The organism is Novosphingobium resinovorum (assembly GCF_001742225.1).
Lineage (GTDB): Bacteria > Pseudomonadota > Alphaproteobacteria > Sphingomonadales > Sphingomonadaceae > Novosphingobium > Novosphingobium resinovorum_A.
This window is the reverse complement of sequence record NZ_CP017075.1, coordinates 2,000,890-2,014,800: the sequence shown is the minus strand read 5'-3', so window position 1 is coordinate 2,014,800 and position 13,911 is coordinate 2,000,890. Positions and strand designations below refer to the sequence as shown.

General features: G+C 67.1%; 12 protein-coding genes. 7 read left to right on the top strand and 5 right to left on the bottom strand.

Annotated elements, in window-relative coordinates; translation table 11 throughout:
• Window positions 1-36 precede the first annotated feature (36 nt).
• From BES08_RS09380 to BES08_RS09370, 3 genes are read left to right on the top strand one after another with little or no spacing between them, the layout of a single operon-like run.
• Window positions 37-1,482 (top strand): sensor histidine kinase, encoded by a 1,446-nt coding sequence (locus BES08_RS09380; RefSeq protein WP_083274749.1) that lies wholly within the window; start codon window positions 37-39, stop codon window positions 1,480-1,482.
• Window positions 1,472-1,942 carry a response regulator gene (locus BES08_RS09375; RefSeq protein WP_008831436.1) on the top strand — a complete coding sequence of 157 codons (471 nt, stop codon included), beginning with the start codon at window positions 1,472-1,474 and terminating at the stop codon, window positions 1,940-1,942. The genes BES08_RS09380 and BES08_RS09375 overlap by 11 nt, the downstream gene beginning before the upstream one ends.
• A gap of 35 nt (window positions 1,943-1,977) precedes the next feature.
• Window positions 1,978-3,753, top strand: a complete 1,776-nt coding sequence (locus BES08_RS09370) for a putative bifunctional diguanylate cyclase/phosphodiesterase (RefSeq protein ID WP_069708172.1) — start codon at window positions 1,978-1,980, stop codon at window positions 3,751-3,753.
• A gap of 3 nt (window positions 3,754-3,756) precedes the next feature.
• Here the strand turns inward: BES08_RS09370 and BES08_RS09365 are convergent, their stop codons facing one another.
• Genes BES08_RS09365 through BES08_RS09350 form a run of 4 tightly spaced genes read right to left on the bottom strand, consistent with a single transcriptional unit; the run spans window position 3,757 to window position 7,482 of the window.
• Window positions 3,757-4,086, bottom strand: a complete 330-nt coding sequence (locus tag BES08_RS09365) for a type II toxin-antitoxin system RelE/ParE family toxin (RefSeq protein ID WP_008831434.1) — start codon at window positions 4,084-4,086, stop codon at window positions 3,757-3,759.
• A complete protein-coding gene (locus BES08_RS09360) occupies window positions 4,083-4,307 on the bottom strand; it encodes a type II toxin-antitoxin system ParD family antitoxin (protein WP_008831433.1) in 225 nt (74 codons plus the stop codon). Before BES08_RS09360 ends, BES08_RS09365 begins: the two co-directional genes overlap by 4 nt.
• Window positions 4,308-4,358: 51 nt before the next feature.
• The gene (locus tag BES08_RS09355; protein ID WP_008831432.1) at window positions 4,359-6,923 is read right to left on the bottom strand and encodes an HWE histidine kinase domain-containing protein; all 2,565 of its coding nucleotides are present in this window, start codon (window positions 6,921-6,923) and stop codon (window positions 4,359-4,361) included.
• Window positions 6,916-7,482: a biliverdin-producing heme oxygenase gene (locus BES08_RS09350; RefSeq protein ID WP_036527240.1), complete on the bottom strand. Its 567-nt coding sequence runs from the start codon at window positions 7,480-7,482 to the stop codon at window positions 6,916-6,918. Before BES08_RS09350 ends, BES08_RS09355 begins: the two co-directional genes overlap by 8 nt.
• A 291-nt stretch (window positions 7,483-7,773) precedes the next feature.
• Between BES08_RS09350 and BES08_RS09345 the strand changes: the two genes are divergently transcribed.
• From BES08_RS09345 to BES08_RS09330, 4 genes are all read left to right on the top strand, one after another.
• Entirely contained in the window at window positions 7,774-8,526 is a 753-nt protein-coding gene (locus BES08_RS09345; RefSeq protein WP_008831430.1) for a Crp/Fnr family transcriptional regulator, read from the top strand.
• Window positions 8,527-8,677: 151 nt separating this feature from the next.
• Window positions 8,678-11,137 (top strand): PhoX family protein, encoded by a 2,460-nt coding sequence (locus BES08_RS09340; RefSeq protein ID WP_069708171.1) that lies wholly within the window; start codon window positions 8,678-8,680, stop codon window positions 11,135-11,137.
• A 228-nt stretch (window positions 11,138-11,365) separates the two neighbouring features.
• Complete coding sequence (locus tag BES08_RS09335) at window positions 11,366-12,793, top strand: aromatic ring-hydroxylating oxygenase subunit alpha (RefSeq protein WP_197524353.1); 1,428 nt, start codon at window positions 11,366-11,368, stop codon at window positions 12,791-12,793.
• 77 nt (window positions 12,794-12,870) lie between these two features.
• Window positions 12,871-13,275 (top strand): hypothetical protein, encoded by a 405-nt coding sequence (locus tag BES08_RS09330; protein ID WP_008830404.1) that lies wholly within the window; start codon window positions 12,871-12,873, stop codon window positions 13,273-13,275.
• A 6-nt stretch (window positions 13,276-13,281) separates the two neighbouring features.
• Here BES08_RS09330 and BES08_RS09325 read toward each other — a convergent pair whose 3' ends face one another.
• Window positions 13,282-13,860, bottom strand: a complete 579-nt coding sequence (locus BES08_RS09325; RefSeq protein WP_231957937.1) for a hypothetical protein — start codon at window positions 13,858-13,860, stop codon at window positions 13,282-13,284.
• Window positions 13,861-13,911: the final 51 nt, after the last annotated feature.

Sequence of the window (13,911 nt, the reverse complement as noted above, 5' to 3'; positions counted from 1 at the left end):
TCCCGCAGGACAGGACACGCGATGCTGGCGACGCCGATGACGACAACCGACATCCACGCGCCGCTGGTCCATGCCCCGATCGCCGCGCTGATCGTCGATGCGGCGGGCGTGGTCGCCTTCGGCAATGCCGCTGCCGCCTCGCTGCTGGCCGAGCCCGATGCCGAGGCGCTGCGCAACAGCCTGTTCTTCATGTGGTTCGCCGAAGACGATGCCGAGACGCTGCGGCAGATGTTCGAGGTCTTCTTCAAGGTTTCGATGGAGACGCGCGGCACCTGGTCGCGCCAGATGGTGCTGCACGGCGCCGACGGTTCGCGCCCGACCGTCACGATGACCCTTGCGCCCGTCGCGGGCGAGGAGGGCGACCGCGCGGTCGTCTACTTGCGCAACATGACGCGCGAGATCACCGCCGAGCGCCGCTTCACCCAGATGTTCGAAAGCATGCCGCTGGGCGTGGTGGTGGTGGACGGCAAGGGCCGGATCGCGCAGGCCAACGCCATGCTCGCGGTCCAGTTCGGATGGAAGGTGGAGCAGATGATCGGCCAGCCGATCGACATGCTGCTGCCCGAGCGATACCGCGCAAGGCACGGCGAGCAGATCGCCGGATACGCGGCCGCCCCCAAGTCGCGCCTCATGGGCGGCGACCGCGACGTCACCGCGCTGCACCGCCACGGGCGCGAGTTTCCCGTCGAGATCGCGCTCACCAAATTCGAGAGCAGCGCCCAGCCGCTCTACATGGCGATCGTCAGCGACATTTCGCACCGCAAGCGCTCCGAACGCGCGCTGCAGCAGACCAATGCGCAGCTGGAGGAGTTCACCTATGTCGCCAGCCACGACTTGCGCTCGCCGCTGCGGGGTATCGCCGACCTGGTAAGCTGGATCCGCGAAGACCTCGAAGGCACCGAACTGCCCGAGGACGTGGTGCACAACTTCGACCGCATCGCCCAGCGCATCGAGCGCTCCGAGCAGATGATCGACGACCTGCTGGCTTACGCCCGCGCCGGGGTGCGCGATTCCCGCATGCACCGCATCGATCCGCACGAACTGGTCGAGGAAGCGCTGGAACTTACGGCAATCCCCGAGGGGTTCGAGGTCGATGTCGACGTGCAGGGCACCGACATCGTCGCTCCGCGTGCGCCGCTTTCCACTTCGCTGCGCAACCTGCTGTCCAACGCGGTCAAGCACCACGGCGGCAAGGAAGGCCACATCCGCATCGCCGTGCGCGAGGAGGGGCGCTTCACCGTCTTCACGGTGGAGGACGACGGGCAGGGCATCCCGCCCGGCAACGAGGACCGCATCTTCAAGCTGTTCCACCGCGCCTCGCCGGGGACCGACGGCGACGGGGTGGGGCTCGCCTTCACGCGCCGCATGATCAACGCCCACGGGGGCATGGTGACCGTCCAGGGCCGGGGTCCCCTCGGCGGCGCCAGGTTCGAAGTCCACTGGCCCCGCATACTTCTGCGAGAGAACGAAGATGATGATTGATCTGGTCGCACCCCGATCCGCACCAAAGAAAACTGCCAACTACAACGACGTGACCGTGCTGCTGGTGGATGACGACGACGTCGCGCGCGAAGGCGTGCTGCGCTCATTCCGCAAATACGAGGTGCCCTGCCGCACCGTCACGGCGGGTGACGGCGGGGAAGCGTTGGCGATCCTCACCGGCCGCCATCCGGACAAGCAGATAGAAACGCCGGTGATCGTGCTGCTGGACCTCAACATGCCGGGCATGGACGGTTTCCAGTTCCTCGACGCCCTGCGCGCCGACCCGGACCTGCGCCGCACGGTGGTCTTCGTACTCTCCACTTCGGCCCGCGATCAGGACCGCAGCCGTGCCTACGACGGGCACGTCGCGGGCTACATGGTCAAGTCCGCCGTCGGTCCGCAGTTCGCTCGCCTCGCCGATTTCATCGGCAAGTATGCCCGCACGCAGGAGCTGCCCTGACGGCGCCCCCCCTCACGCAAGGATTCCTTCCTCCCATGGACCACCTGCACAACGGTACTCAGGATATTCACGCGCTGATCGTCGATGACGACGACGTCGACCGGGAGAAATTGCTGCGCCTGCTGCGCCGCGTTCCCCGCAACATCACCGTGGCGCAGGCCGCCTCGCAGGCCGAGGCGCTGGGCATGATCCGCGATCCGCAGGCGCATTTCGACATCGTCTTCCTCGACTTCGGCCTGAAGGACGGCGACGGGCGCGACCTGCTGCCCGAGATCCGCGCCGAGATCGACCCCGACGTGCCGATCATCGCCGTCACCGGCCATACCGACGAGCAGATCGCGGCGGACTCGATCAAGTCGGGCATGACCGAGTTCCTGTCCAAGCGCTCGCTCTCTCCCGAGCGGGTCGCGGCGTCGGTCGAGGAGGGGATCGCCTGGCGCAAGTACCGGCAGGACATGCGCCGCGCGGAAGAGGAACTGACGCACCGCTCGCTCCACGATCCGCTGACCGACCTGCCCAACCGCACGCTGTTCGCCGACCGGCTCTCGCAGGCCTGCGCGCGGGCGCGGCGCAGCGGCGATCCGTTCGCGGTGATGATGATCGACCTCGACCGCTTCAAGGAGATCAACGACAGCCTCGGCCATGCGGCGGGCGATGCGGTGCTGATCACGCTGGGCCGCCGGATGCGCGAGCACTTGCGCGAGGTGGACACGATCGCCCGCCTCGGCGGGGACGAGTTCGCGGTCCTGCTGCAGAACGTCGATGGCGACGAGTCCGCGCTGGCCGTCGCCACCAAGCTGACCGAGCTGATCGAGCAGCCGATCGTCCACGACGGGCGGTTGCTCTACGTCGGCGCCTCGATGGGCATCTCGCTGTGCCCGCAACTGGGCTATTCGCCCGAGGGGTTGGTGGAGGCCGCCGACGAGGCGATGTACGAGGCCAAGCGTGGGGCCAAGCGCAGCACCGAAAAGGCGGTGATCGCGCGCGGCGAACAGCGCCGCACGGTGCGCGCCGACGAGCGCACAATGCTCCACGATATCGAGGACGCCATGGGCGCGCGAGCCTTCAACTGGCACTGGCAGCCCAAGGTGGACATGCGTTCGGGGCAGGTTCTCGGCTTCGAGGCGCTGGTGCGCTGGACTCACCCGGACAACGGCCCGGTCGCGGCCGACGCGCTGATCGAGACGGTCGAGCAGTCGCACCTCCTGGAAGACTTCACGTACCTGACGCTCGATACCGTGCTGGGCCAATACGCGCGGCTGGAGCCGGGGCTGGACGGCGCCGGTATCTCGATCAACGTCTCGGCGCGGATGCTGGAGCGGCCGGGCTTCGTCGGTCACGTCGTTGAGGCCATCCGCACGCACGGGGTCGATCCCGCGCATGTCGTGCTCGAACTGACCGAGACCGCGCTGATCGCTCACCCCTCGCAGGCCAAGCGGGTGATCGAGCAGTTGCAGGACCACGGCGTTTCGCTCTCGATCGACGATTTCGGCGCGGGGTTCACCTCGTTCGGCTACTTGCGCGAGTTCGCGGTGCGCGAGATCAAGATCGACCGCTCCTACATCGCGCGCTTTACCGAAAGCCGGTTCGACCAGTCGCTGGTGACTTCGCTGGTGGTGCTGTGCGACTGCCTCGGCATTCCGCTGGTGGCCGAGGGGGTGGAGAACCCGGAGACGCAGGCGATGCTGGTGGCGATGGGCTGCACTTGCGGCCAGGGCTACGGCATCTGCCGCCCGATGCCTTACGAGGACGTGCGCGGCTGGGTCGACGGCTGGAATGCCACGCATGGGGAGCAGCGGATGCGGGCGTGAGGGCTACTCGTCAGCCTCCGGAGCCAGCTGCTGGGGAATATCTCGCCGGGCATCGAGCACGCGCCAGACGTCGATGTGGTCGGGCTGTTCGATATAGAACACGATCTGCGGGAAGTTCCGCAGGCGGCGATGACGCAGCCCGGGCACGTCGAGTTCATGGGCATAGCGTGGTGAGCCGATGCCCGGGTGCTCGCCGATGGTGCGATAGGCCGCCTGCAGCGCGTCGATGAAATCGAGCACAACCGGGGCCCCCGCATCGCGCATGTAGTGATCGATGGTGTCCCGGACGTCGAGATGAGCCCGTTCGCGCGGGACTACGGGCTTGGCGGTCATTCCGAGTGGCGGACCCGGCTTCTCAAATCCTGAAAGTAGGCATCGTCCGCCGTTGCACCTGGAGCGGATCGGGCACCGTCAAGCAGCAGGTCGCGCAAGGACTGGCGGTCCTGTTCCTTGCGGATCAGGTCACGCACATACTCGCTGCTGCTGTCGTAGCCGCCGCCGGAAACCTGCCGATCGACGAACTGCTTGAGCGGTTCCGTAAGCGAGATGTTCATCGTGGTCATCCCGTAAAATCTACGCCCATGGCAGAGTTTGGCAAGGGGCTCCTACCGCCCCTTGATCACCCGCCCGATCGCCGAGCGCACGTCGCGTTCGCCGTAGGGTTTGGTCACTACCGGAACGCTCTTGAACGCGCCGGACTGCAGCGAGCGTTCGCCGTAGCCGCTGGCGAAGATGAAGGGGATCGCCCGCGCTTCCAGTTCGTGGGCCACCGCCTCGCTGGTATCCTTGCCGAGGTTCACGTCGAGCATCGCGAAGCTCACGTCGGAGCCTTCGAGAATGCCGAGCGCGGCGTTGACGGAGCCGGCGATGCGGCAGTCGGTGAAGCCGAAGCCGCGCAGCACGTCTTCCGCCTCCATGGCAATGATCACGTTGTCCTCGACGATCAGCGCCGCGCCGGAGCCCAGTTCCTTGGTGAACTCGGCGGGTTGCGGAGGCTCGCTCACCGGCTCGCGCAGGACCGCGCCGGGGGTCTCGAAGCCGGAGATATGGTCGGAGGGGATCAGGAACAGCGCGTGCAACCCGTCCACCGGGTAGATCACCGAGGCCGAGCCGCCCAGTTCGTGCGGAATCGTGCGCTCGATGATGGTCGAGCCGAAGCCGCGCCGGGTGGGTTCCCGGACTGGCGGACCGCCTTCCTCGCGCCAGTCGATCTCCAGTGCGCCGTCGTCGCTGCGGTTCAGCGTCACGGTGACTTGCCCGTGCGAATCCGACAGCGCGCCGTACTTGCACGAATTGGTCATCAGTTCATGGATCACCAGCGCCAGCGTGGTGAAGGCGGCGGGGGCGATCAGCGCGTCCGGCCCATCGATCACCACCCGGTCCAGCGAGTGGCTGGCATAGGCGTCGGTCTCGGTGCGGATCAGGTCGTAGAGCGAGGAGGGCGACCAGTCCTTGCGCGTCACCTGATCGTGCGCGCGGGCGAGGGCATGGATGCGGCTGCCGACGATCTCGGCGAATTCGTCGATCGTGCGCGCGCCTTCCTTGCTCTGGGCGACGAGGCCCCGGATCAGGTTGAGGATGTTGCGCACGCGGTGGTTCAGTTCCGCGATCAGCATGTCCTGCTGCTGGCTGGCCTGCTCGCGCTCGACGTTGGCGGCGTCCGACAGGCGCAGCACGACTTCGAGCAGGGTGATGCGCAGCGCTTCGGCGGAGGAGACTTCCTCGTCGGTCCAGGGACGCGAATAGCCGCGCCGTTCCTCGCGCCAGATCTCGAAGCTCTTGCGCGGGGTCAGGCGCGCGCCGTTGGGGCCGAGTTCGATGGCCTTTTCGGGGTTGCCGGCCCACTTCACCTCACGCACCGCCTCGCCCCGGAACAGCACGATGTAGTCGCGCGGGGAACGGCTGACCGGCAGGGCCAGCAGGCCCGATGCCTTGTCCGCCCATTCCGCCGCAGGCGGGTAGACCGCGGAAATGTTGTCCGATGCCCAGACCGTGCTGGCTCCGGCGGTGTTGAGGAACCGCGCGAGGGTGGCGAACTGCGTCTGATCGGGCACCGCACCGTGGCCGATGAAGCGGCCGTCCACCCAGCCGACGACGCCGTCGAAGGGGATCACCTGCCGGATCGAATCGGTGAAGTCGTCGAAGGCTTCCAGCAGCGATCCGCCGCCGGCGACGCGGGCCATGATCTCGTCGTGGAGGCGCATCGATTCCGCGCGCTTCTCGGTCGAGAAATCGGTCTCCTTCTGCTCCAGCAGGTAGGAGAAGAATTCGCCGAACAGCTCGCTCGCGGTGCGTACCGAATAGGACAGCGTCAGCGGCGAATAGTGGTGGCAGGCCATCAACCCCCACAGCTTGCCGCGCCGCATGATCGAGACCGACATCGACGCCTTCACGCCCATGTTGCGCAAGTATTCGATGTGGATCGGCGACACCGCGCGCAGGCCCGACATCGACAGGTCGAGAGGATCGCCGTTGGGATTGGTCGCGGGGATGATCGGCACCGTCGGGTCGTCGACGTCGCTGATGATGCGCAGCAGGTTGCGGGTGTAGAGCTTGCGCGCCTGCGCCGGAATGTCGGACGAGGGGAAGTGCTGGCCCTTGAAGCTGTCGACCATGCCGTTCAGGCTCTCGGCGATGACTTCGCCCGCGCCGTCGCCCTCGAAGCGGTAGACCATCACCCGGTCGAAGCCGGTGAGGCCGCGCAGATGGCGCGCGGCGCTGGAGCACAATTGCTCGATGGAGGGCGACTGGCGGAGCCGCTCGATCATCGGGCGCACGTAGGAAACGAAGTCGCGGCGCTTGCCGCCTTCGTGGGGCTCGATCTCCAGGATGAAGGAGCGGCCGGAATTGTGCACGGCGACGTCGAAGACGCGGCCGTCGCCGATCAGGTCCACCTCGAACATGCGCTCGACGGTGCCCGCGCTGCCGAGGATCTGCAGGCGCGTGCGGATGTCGTGCAGGGCTTCCTGCGACAGGAACTCGGTGGCGGAAAGGCCGACGAGATCGCGTGCGTCGCGGCCGAACAGGTCGGTGCAGTTCACCGAGACGTGGTTGATGATCCAGTCGCTGGAGAACGACAGCAGCCAGCCGAAGCTCTGGATGCGGCCGATGATGTGGATCGGCTCGAGGTCGCAGGTGGACAGGTCTACCTGGTGCATCGCGTCAGCCATCGACACGCGCCGCGAGGCCGGCACTGGCGGCGAATGCGCGCGAGAACGTCTCGAACGCGGCGAGGGCGGCGGTGCGCAGCGCCTCCGCCTGATCGGGCGCATACGCGCGGGTCCGCAGGACCGGGACAAGCGCCTTCCACGCGTCGTGGCCGCGCCCGTCGCTCATGTAGGCAGAGCGGAAGCCCTTCGACTCGCCCCAGTAGCCGCGCTGGCGAATGACCACGAGGCCAAGGCGCGAGCCGGAGACGACATAGGCGATGCCTGCCTCGCCGCCTGCCGCATCGAGCCCGGCAGGCGTCTCGATAGAGGGCACGGCATCGACGCCGAGAGCATCGAGATCGGCGCGCAGCATGGCCGGATAGTCCGGGCATTCGAGGCCGAGTTCGCTCTCCAGAAAGGCGCGGAAGGCGGGGAACATCGGCTCCAGCCCGGCGGCGTGCGCGGCAAGGAAGCGCCCGAGCCCGTCGCGGGTCATCAGGTCCAGCGCGCCGAAGGATGCGTCCAGCCGCTCGTGAGAGGGGCCGGTCGCTTCGCGCAGCACGGTCAGCATGTCGGGCATTACGGGCGATCCGAGGGCGTCTTGCATGATTATCCGAATAAGGCCGCGAGGGCCGTTTGCAAGCGGACCGACAAGGCACGCCTGGGTCCGGGAACAGATGATCCCGGATAATGTTCCTGAGTAACACATAGCATCTCTGAAACGGACGGTCTGTTCACTTATGACCGCATCCTGGAACCGTAGGCCCTTGGCTGGGTTGTCGTTTCCGGACGGCGCAGGATTGCGACCCTTTGCGTCGGCCCTTCCGGTCGTCACGCCCATGCGTCACGCCGAGCCGCCCAAGGAGCACAAATGAGCACGATCCCGCAGACAAGCCCGGTTTCCGCCGCCGCGATCGCCGGCAGCGACCTGCTCACGGCGCTGCGGCAGGACGACTTCGCGCTGATCGAGCCTAAGCTGGGCGAGTGCCGGTTGAAGTCGGGCGAAATCATCTACCAGCCCGGCGACAGCGTCGATTACTGTTATTTTCCGACCGGCGGCGCGATGTGTTCCTACTTCGTCGAGATGGAGGACGGCACGGCGGTCGAAACCATCCTCGTGGGCCGCGAAGGGGCGCTGGGCGGGATCGTCAGCCACGGCTCGCTCCCGGCCTATGCGCGGGCCAACGTGCTGCACGACGGGGTGTTCCTGCGCATCGCCTCGCGAGATATCGAGGCGGCCAAGGAGCGCTCGCCCGCGATTGCGCATCTTTTCGCACGCTATGCCGATTGCGTGATGGCGCAGGTGTTCCAGTCGATCGCCTGCAATGCCGTCCACACGATCGAGCAGCGCGCGGCGAAGTGGCTCTCGGCGGCCGTCGACCGGATCGGGCGCAACGACGTGACGATGACGCAGGAGCAGCTCGCCTCGATGATGGGCATCGGCCGCAGCTATGCCAGCCGGGTGCTGCAGCGTTTCAAGCGCGACGGCATGGTGCGCACCCGTCGCGGCGGCATCGAGGTGCTCGACCGCGAAGGGCTGAAGAACCGTGCCTGCGCCTGCAACGATCAGGTCGAAGGGCATTTCCGCCGCGTGCTCGGGGACGTCTATCCCAAGGAGGGATAAGGCCCGCGCGACGGGCCGCTTTGGGCCGTCGTCGCAATATGGTCAGAATAACGACATCGATTTGCCATCGAACCTGCACTTTCGCGTCATGAATGGCCCCTAGCACTCGCCCCTGCGACCAATAAGCGCGACCAATAAGGGGGCAATAACCATGACCGAGATGAATCCGGTCACCGCGTATACGGACGGTGACGTCGATACCAATGACACCACGCAGCGCTCGCTGGAGAGCATGGCCGCGGAGCGTTACTCGCGCCGCAACGCCATGTTCCGCGGCGCCGGTGCGACCACGATGGCCTTCATGGGCACCAGCCTTCTTTCCGCATGCGGTGACGACGGCCAGGGCGGCACCATCGGCGGCGCCGTCTCCGTCTCGGCGGGCAGCAGCGTTGCCACCAGCGCGGGCCGCGTCGTCACGCTGACCGGCACCGTCTCTGGCAACGGCCAGGATGCCGGCTGGACGCAGCGCACCGGTCCCGCAGTCGCTCTGAGCGGCGGCGGTGCCACCGTGAGCTTCATCGCCCCGGCCGTCGCGGCCGCCACCGACCTCGTCTTCCAGTTCAGCGCCAAGCCGCTGATCGGCGAGGCGGTGACCGCCACCACCACCGTGCGCGTTTCGCCTGCGGTTCTCGGTTTCAGCGCCGTCGCCCATTCGCTGGCCGACGTGGTCGTGGTTCCCGAGGGCTACTCGGTCACCGTCATGGGACGGCTGGGCGATCCGATCGTGGCCGGAACGGCTGCCTACAAGAACGACGGTTCGGACGCCGACTTCGACAAGCGCATCGGCGACCACGGCGACGCGCTGCACTTCTTCGGCCTGTCTGCCGCCAACAAGCCGGACCGCAACATCTCGACGCGCGGCCTGATGGTCCAGAACCACGAGAACATCTCGGAGCAGTACCTCCACCCGAACGGCCCGACCCCGGCGCCGCGCCCGCTGGCCGAAGCGATCAAGGAGATCGAGTGCCACGGCGTCTCGGTCACCGAGTACATCGACAACGGCAGCCGCAAGTGGAGCCTGGTACAGGGCGGCGCGCTCAACCGCCGCATCACCCCCAACACGCCGATGGCGTTCAGCGGCCCGGCGGCGGGCTCGCCGTTCCTGGTCACCGCCTACGGCAAGGACGGCAAGATCGGACGCGGCACCATCAACAACTGCGCCAACGGCGTCACCGGCTGGAACACCTACCTCACCTGCGAGGAGAACTACGCCGGCTACTTCCGCCGCGACGCTTCGGACGATGCAGCGCGCACGGTGGCCGAGATCGATTCGCTGAAGCGCAACGGCATCACCAGCCGCTCCGGCAACAACGACTGGTCGACCGCTTCCGCCACCGACGATCGCATCACCCGCTGGAACGCCACGATCAAGGGCGCCACTGCGGCCGACGACTTCCGCTACGAGCCGAACCAGTTCGGCTGGGTGGTCGAGATCGATCCCTACGATCCCAAGTCGACCCCGCGCAAGCGCACCGCGCTCGGCCGTTTCGGCCATGAAGGCGCCTTCGTGCGCGCGGTGGCCGGGCAGAAGCCGGCGTTCTACATGGGCGACGATTCGCGCGGCGAGTACCTCTACAAGTTCGTCTCCGCCGCGACCTGGGTGGAAGCCGATGCCGACGCCGCCGACCGTCTCGCGATCGGCGACAAGTACATGGACACCGGCACGCTCTACGTCGCCCGGTTCAATGCCGACGGCACCGGCACCTGGATGCCGCTGGTCTACAGCCCGACTTTCCCGAAGCGTGCCGCGAGCGGTTCCTATCGGGAGTACACGTTCACCAGCCAGGCCGACATCTGCGTCAACACCCGCTTCGCCGCCGACGCGCTGGGGGCGACGCCGATGGACCGTCCGGAGTGGACGGCGGGCAACCCCGCCACCGGCGAAATCTACCTGACGCTGACCAACTCGAACAATTCGTTCCGTCCGGTCACCGGCACCAACGCCGCCAACCCGCGCTCGTACAACGACCCCAAGGGGCCGTCGAACTCGGCGCAGACCGGCAACCCGAACGGCCATATCGTGCGTCTTCGCGAAGACGGCGACACCACCAGCGCCACGACGTTCAAGTGGGACATCTACCTGTTCGGCGCCGACGCGACCGATGCCAATCCCACCAACGTCAACATCTCGGGCCTCACTACCGCCAACGACTTCTCCAGCCCGGACGGCGCCTGGTTCTCGCGCGCCAGCAACCCGGCGGGGCAGATCAACCCGCTGCTGTGGATCGAGACCGACGACGGCGCGCTGACCGACCGCACCAACTGCATGCTGCTCGCCGCGATCCCCGGTCACGTCGGTGACGGCGGTGCCTACACGGTGAACAACGCGGGCAACACGCAGAACACCTTTGTCGGCGCCAAGGCGACCGCGGCCAACCTGCGCCGCTTCCTCGTCGGGCCGAGCCAGTGCGAAATCACCGGCATCGACTCGACGCCGGACGGCCGCACGCTGTTCGTCGGCATCCAGCATCCGGGCGAAAGCGGCTCGGTGACGGCGCCGGGCAGCAACTGGCCCGATACCCAGAGCAACGCCTCGGCCGCCAAGACGGTGCGTCCGCGCTCGTCGATCGTCGCGATCACCCGGAACGACGGCGGCGTGATCGGTCTCTGATCGAGGCTCCTTCGGGAGAATGCCCTAAGGGAAAATGCAGGGGAGGGGGCGCCGATGAGCGCCTCCTCCCTTGGCGTTTGTGGGCACGCCATCGCCCCGGCGTTGCGCGCATGGCCCTCTGGAAACCGGCGGAGGCTTGTCCTAGTAGACAGTGGTGTTGAATAATGGCGTGCCCGGCCACCGCGTCCCCGCCGCGAAAGGACGGGCCGGACGCCAAGGGAGACGACCATGAACAAGCCAGAGGCTTTCGAGCCCTCGCGCCTGACCGCCGCCGATATGGACGCCGAAGTGCTCGCCACTTACCCGACCGAGGCGTTTCTCTCGAAGGACTACCTCGCGGCGGAGAAGACGCTGCTGTGGCCCAAGGTCTGGCAGATGGTCGAGCGCGAGAGCGACCTGCCGAACCCCGGCGACTGGCTGACTTACGACGTCGCCGACGAATCCGTGATCGTGCTGCGCAAGGACGACGGTTCGCTGAAGGCCTTCCACAACGTCTGCCCGCACCGGGGACGCCAGCTCGTCTCTGTGCCGGACATGCTGCCGGGAAAGGTCCATGATGTCCGGGGCTCGAACCGGCGCAACTTCATCTGCGGCTTCCACGGCTGGACCTTCGATCTGGAGGGCCAGAACACCTACATCCTCGACCCGCAGGACTGGCAGAACAAGCTGACGGCAGAGATGACCTGCCTGTCGGAAGTCCAGGTCGATACCTGGGGCGGCTACATCTACATCACGATGGACCCCGACGCCGTGCCACTGGCCGAGTGGATGGGCCGTGCGGGAGAAATCCTCTCGCACTTCCAGCTGGAGAAGATGCACTACAAGTGGCGCCAGTGGGCGATCTACGACTGCAACTGGAAGACCGCGATCGAGGCGTTCCTCGAACCCTACCACGTCGCGGGCACGCATACGCAGCTGCTGGCCTATGGCGATTACTACGCGCTGAGCCGCCAGTACGGGCTGCACTCGGTCTCCAGCTACGACACGCGCGATGCCAAGTTCGAGATGAGCGAGAGCGCCGGCACCACCCGCGCCGGCAAGGGCGACGACCCGCGCGTTTCCACCTACGAGCTGATCCGCGAGAACTACGAGACGGTGAACTACTCCGCCTCCACCGAGACGCTGGTGAACGCCGCCGCTCGCCTCCAGATCGAGCTTCCGGAGGACGCCACCCCGCAGGAATGCATCGCCCACTGGCTGAAATCCGCCAAGGCCGCCGACGCCGCGCGCGGAGTGATCTGGCCCGAGGTTCCGCCCGAGATCAAGAAGGAAGGCGGCCTCGCCTGGGGCCTGTTCCCCAACCAGAACATCCTCCACGGCGAGACCTTCGCGCTGTGCTACCGCGTGCGCCCCTACAAGGACGATCCGGACAAGTGCGTGTTCGAAAGCTACGCCCTCGAACGCTTCCCGGAAGGGGAGGCGCCGCAGACCGAGTGGACCTATGCCGACCCCATCGGCGAGAACTGGGGATCGGTGCTGGCGCAGGACTTCTCCAACATGCAGTTCGTGCAGAAGGGCATGAAGTCCAGCGGCTTTCGCGGACCCTTGCCCAACCCGCACCAGGAGCAGAAGGTCATCAACCTCCACCGCAACCTGGCGAACTTCATGGGCGGGCGAGGGGCTCCGACCAAGCTGGACGTCTGGCCCCGGAACTGAGCTACATACTCGGGAGTTTTACGAGGGTTAACGGGCGCGCCGTCCATTTTTGACGCGCCTCCTCGAAAGGCTCGTCCATGAACACGAAGATTCTCGCCCTGGCCCTTGCCGGCTCCACCGTGGCGCTCAGCGCCTGCGCCACGGACGGCTATGGCGGCGGCTATGGCTACAGCTCGGTCGGCTGGGGCACGCCTTATGCCTATGACGGCTATTACGACGGGTACTACGGCCCGATCCACGACGGCTACTGGGGCAGCGACGACTACTTCTACTACCGCAACAACGACCGCGACCACCGCTACCGCCGGGGCGACCGCAACCACATCATGCGCGCGCCCCCGCAGGGCCAGCACAACTACCAGCCGTTCCGGGGCGAGATGCGCCCGCAGCAGGGCATGAAGATGCCGATGTGGCGGGGCGGCGGCGATCATGATGGCGGCGGGCGCGGCGACGGCCGCCGACCGGGCCGCGGCCACCGCTGAGGCGGCTCAGCCGTCCTCTTCCCGCGTGCGCCGCGCCTCGATGGTCCGGCGCAGCTGCTCCAGCTTGGCGTCGATCACCGCGCGCGTCTCCGCCACGGTGGGCATCTGCGCCTCGATGTCGCGCCGCACCCGCTCGTAGAGCGCCGAGCCCGGCCGCGCGTCCTGCGTAGGCGGCGCTGCATAGCGCTCCGGCATGCGCTGGCGCAGCAGGAACAGCATGAGCGCGGTGTCGTGGCGGGTATAAGTGGCGACCACCTTGCCCTGGCTCGCCACCGGGCGTTCCTCGCCCAGGATCGCGCGTTCGAGCGCGCAGTCCTGCAGCCGCAGCATGCCCCGGTCGACCGCCTTGTCCCACGCGGCCGAGAACCCTTCGGCGCCCTTCATCAGCCGCAGCTTGTAGAGCGCCTCGAGGCTCGCCCCGATCGCGCGGGCCGCCTGCGTGACGATCCCGCTGGCGGCGAGCGCGGCGATGAACATGCGCTGCCGATCGGGCGTGATCGAGTTGCGGCGCGGACGGCTGTGCAGATAGGGCGCGAAGCCGAGCAGCGGATCGTCCGCCTCGGGCAAGTCCTCGAAGAAGGCCATGGCCGAAGTGCGCCGCGAAGGCCGCACCGACCGGCACCCCACACGTTCCTC

Coding starts and splice junctions, on each gene's coding strand:
- BES08_RS09380 (WP_083274749.1), top strand. CDS start 37: ATGACGACAACCGACATCCACGCGCCGCTGGTCCATGCCCCGATCGCC.
- BES08_RS09375 (WP_008831436.1), top strand. CDS start 1,472: ATGATGATTGATCTGGTCGCACCCCGATCCGCACCAAAGAAAACTGCC.
- BES08_RS09370 (WP_069708172.1), top strand. CDS start 1,978: ATGGACCACCTGCACAACGGTACTCAGGATATTCACGCGCTGATCGTC.
- BES08_RS09365 (WP_008831434.1), bottom strand. CDS start 4,086: ATGACCGCCAAGCCCGTAGTCCCGCGCGAACGGGCTCATCTCGACGTC.
- BES08_RS09360 (WP_008831433.1), bottom strand. CDS start 4,307: ATGAACATCTCGCTTACGGAACCGCTCAAGCAGTTCGTCGATCGGCAG.
- BES08_RS09355 (WP_008831432.1), bottom strand. CDS start 6,923: ATGGCTGACGCGATGCACCAGGTAGACCTGTCCACCTGCGACCTCGAG.
- BES08_RS09350 (WP_036527240.1), bottom strand. CDS start 7,482: ATGCCCGACATGCTGACCGTGCTGCGCGAAGCGACCGGCCCCTCTCAC.
- BES08_RS09345 (WP_008831430.1), top strand. CDS start 7,774: ATGAGCACGATCCCGCAGACAAGCCCGGTTTCCGCCGCCGCGATCGCC.
- BES08_RS09340 (WP_069708171.1), top strand. CDS start 8,678: ATGACCGAGATGAATCCGGTCACCGCGTATACGGACGGTGACGTCGAT.
- BES08_RS09335 (WP_197524353.1), top strand. CDS start 11,366: ATGAACAAGCCAGAGGCTTTCGAGCCCTCGCGCCTGACCGCCGCCGAT.
- BES08_RS09330 (WP_008830404.1), top strand. CDS start 12,871: ATGAACACGAAGATTCTCGCCCTGGCCCTTGCCGGCTCCACCGTGGCG.
- BES08_RS09325 (WP_231957937.1), bottom strand. CDS start 13,860: ATGGCCTTCTTCGAGGACTTGCCCGAGGCGGACGATCCGCTGCTCGGC.